The sequence below is a fragment of the Bradyrhizobium sp. genome (genome assembly GCF_049586575.1).
GTDB lineage: Bacteria > Pseudomonadota > Alphaproteobacteria > Rhizobiales > Xanthobacteraceae > Bradyrhizobium.
The window spans coordinates 1-3108 of sequence record NZ_JBAVCF010000259.1; the positions used below are offsets into that span (position 1 = coordinate 1).

Consider the following 3108-nt stretch of genomic DNA (forward strand, 5'->3'; position numbering starts at 1 on the left):
GTATCGAATTCCGGCTACCGGCCTTCGGTTTTTTACCGTCTATGGCCCTTGGGGCCGTCCGGACATGGCGATGTTCATCTTCGCCAAGGCGATTCTCGAAGGGAAGCCGATCAGGCTGTTCAACTACGGAAACATGCGGCGGGACTTTACCTATATCGACGACGTCGTCGAAGCGATTGCGCGCCTGATCGATCATCCGCCGCAAGGCAATCCTGCGTGGTCCGGCGCTGATCCAGATCCTGCCTCCAGTACTGCGCCATGGAAGATCTACAACATCGGCAACAATCGTCCCGAAGAATTGATGCACGTGGTCGCGCTGCTGGAGAAGGAGTTCGGCCGCCCGGCGATCAGGGAAATGCTGCCGATGCAGCCCGGCGACGTACCGGCCACTTACGCAGACATCGAAGACCTCGCGCGCGACGTCGGCTTCAGGCCCGCCACGTCGATCGAAGAGGGCATCGCGCGATTTTCAAAATGGTTCCGCGAGTATCATGGGATCTGACTAGACCAGGCCCGGCACATGAGCGAAATGGAAAAGCTTCCGCCGATCGCCGGCGGGAGCTTTTTGTCAATCAGCGCTCGTCCGCGATCACCTTGCCGTCGTTCGGCAGGTTGCCCGGTGCAGTCAGTTCGACAGTTCCGCCGAGCTTGGTCACGGCGCGCAGTGTCGACGCGATAGCGCTTTGAAGCGCCTCGTCAGATGAGGCGCATTCGCACCAAAGCGTCATGATATCCTGCTCGTTGTCGCGAGCCACGACGAGGCGAAGTCTTCCGAGTTCTGGATGACGTCTGCCGATCTCGGCAATCTGCTCGGGTCGAACAAACATACCCTTGACCTTGGTGGTCTGGTCCGCGCGGCCCATCCATCCCTTGATGCGGAGGTTGGTGCGTCCGCACGGGCTTTTGCCGGGCAGCGTTGCGGTAAGGTCGCCGATCGCGAGCCGTATCCAGGGATGATCGGGATCAAGCGTGGTGACGACGATCTCGCCAACGTCGCCTTCGGCGACCGGCTCGCCAGTGCCCGGGCTGACTATTTCCAGGATGATGTCCTCGTTCACCACCATGCCGTCGCGCGCGGAGGTCTCATAGGCGATCAGGCCGAGCTCGGCTGTACCGAAGGCTTGATAGGCGGCGATGCCGTGCGATGCGATTTCGTCCTGTAACGATTTCGGAAAGGCCGCGCCGGAAACTGACGCGCGCTTGACCGAGGAGACGTCGCGGCCGGCGGACGCCGCACTGTCGAGAAGGATCTTGAGGAAATCGGGCGTGCCGCAATAGCCGACCGGACGGTAAGCCTCGATCAGTTCGAACTGCGCTTCGGTATTGCCGGGTCCGGCCGGGATCACCGCGCAACCAAGGGCGCGCGCTGCCGTATCGAAAATGAAGCCGCCGGGGGTCAGATGATAGCTGAAGGTGTTCAGCACCACGTCGCCCGGGCGAAAGCCGGCGGCAAATAGAGCCCGCGCCCCACGCCAGGGATCGGCATGGGCGCTCTCGGCCTCGAAGATCGGTCCCGGCGAGGTAAAGAGCCGCGCGAAGGCGCCGGCCTGGCTACCCACGAAGCCGCCGAACGGTGGAGCAGTCTTGTGGAGCGCGGGCAGATCGGATTTGCGCAAGATCGGCAACGTTGCGAGCGCCGCGCGGTTGGTGACTTTAGAGGGATCGATACCGCGCAGGCGCTCCGCATAGCCGGGCGTCTCCATCGCAGTGCGAAGGATCGCAGGAAGGCGGGAGAATAATTCGGTTTCGCGCACCGAGGGCGTGCGGGTTTCGCGTGTATCGTAGCGGTCGTGTGCGCTCACAGCCATCGTTTGCGCCGTTTGAAACTTTTCAGGTTCTTGAAGCTCTTGCGCTGGTCGCCGGCGCCGCCGAGATAGAATTCCTTCACGTCCTCATTGTCGCGCAATTCGTCGGCGGTGCCGTCGAGCACGACCTTGCCTTGCTCCATGATGTAGCCGTGGCTGGCGACCGAAAGCGCGGCGCGCGCGTTTTGCTCCACCAGCAAAATGGTGACGCCGAGGTCGCGATTGATCGCCTTGATGATGGCGAACACCTCCTTGACCAGAAGCGGCGAAAGGCCCATCGAAGGCTCGTCCATCAGGATCATCTTCGGCCGCGCCATCAGCGCGCGCCCGATCGCCAGCATCTGCTGTTCGCCGCCGGAGAGATAGCCGGCGAGTCCGGTACGCTCCTTGAGCCGTGGAAAATACTCGAACACCATGTCGATATCGGAGGCGATCTCGTTGTCGCTGCGGGTGAAGGCGCCGAGCCTTAAGTTTTCCAGCGACGTCATGTCGGCAATGATGCGCCGGCCTTCCATCACCTGGAAAATGCCGCGGCGTACGATCTTTTCAGGGTCGATGCCGTCGATGCGTTCGCTGTTGAAGAGGATCTCGCCGCGGGTCACTTCGCCGTCTTCGGTCTTGAGCAGCCCGGAAATGGCTTTCAGTGTGGTCGACTTGCCGGCCCCATTGGCGCCGAGCAGTGCGACGATCGATCCTTTGGGCACGTCCAGGCTCAGGCCTCGCAGCACCAGGATGACGTCGTCATAGACCACCTCGATGTTGCGCACGGCGAGGAGGGGGGAGGAACCGGATGGCGCCGCATTCGGGCGCGTGATGTCGAGAGCCTCAGCCACGTCGGATTACCTCACTGTCGTCCCCCGCGAAAGCGGGGGACCCGGTATTGCAGAGACGCCGAGGATTCACGGAGAAGCCGCGGCGTACTGGATCCCCGCTTTCGCGGGGATGACCAGCGGTGTGGTTTGCCGTCAGGCAATCTTACCACCCGAACCAGTCGGCCTTGCGCGGCAGCTCGACGGTCTTCACCTTCTCGAGCTTGATCGTGCCCTTGGCCATCAGGGCGTTGATATCGCCGTCGGTCGCGCCGGAAATCTTCGCGCGGTAAAGATCGACCTTGAGCGTGCCGCGGTGATCCTTCTCGGTCCAGGTCGAGGGATTGCAGACGCCGTCCATGCCCGCGGGCACCCAGTTGGCTTTTTGATAGAAGCCCTTCGCGACGTTCTCGCCGGTCGCGCCGCCATTCTTGGCCGCCCAGTCCAGCGCCTCTTTCATGTAAAGCGCCGAGCAGACCGCCGCGATGTAATGC

General features: G+C 62.3%; 3 protein-coding genes and 1 pseudogene. 1 reads left to right on the forward strand and 3 read right to left on the reverse strand.

The features are described 5' to 3' along the window. Positions 1–502: NAD-dependent epimerase/dehydratase family protein (locus tag WB528_RS09840; RefSeq protein ID WP_423888229.1), on the forward strand; the 502-nt coding region annotated here is incomplete at its 5' end. Between the two features lie 70 nt (positions 503–572). Here WB528_RS09840 and WB528_RS09845 read toward each other — a convergent pair. The 3 genes and pseudogenes from WB528_RS09845 to WB528_RS09855 all read right to left on the reverse strand — a co-directional run. Beyond that, positions 573–1808 (reverse strand): phenylacetate--CoA ligase family protein, encoded by a 1236-nt coding sequence (locus WB528_RS09845; protein ID WP_423888230.1) that lies wholly within the window; start codon positions 1806–1808, stop codon positions 573–575. Continuing rightward, on the reverse strand, positions 1799–2638 hold the full coding sequence (locus tag WB528_RS09850) for an ABC transporter ATP-binding protein (RefSeq protein ID WP_423888231.1): 840 nt from the start codon (positions 2636–2638) through the stop codon (positions 1799–1801). Before WB528_RS09850 ends, WB528_RS09845 begins: the two co-directional genes overlap by 10 nt. A 142-nt stretch (positions 2639–2780) precedes the next feature. Beyond that, positions 2781–3108, reverse strand: a pseudogene (locus WB528_RS09855) (ABC transporter substrate-binding protein); the annotation flags it as partial.

Excerpts from the sequence above, each read along its gene's own strand:
- WB528_RS09845 (WP_423888230.1), bottom strand. The coding sequence starts at position 1,808 with ATGGCTGTGAGCGCACACGACCGCTACGATACACGCGAAACCCGCACG.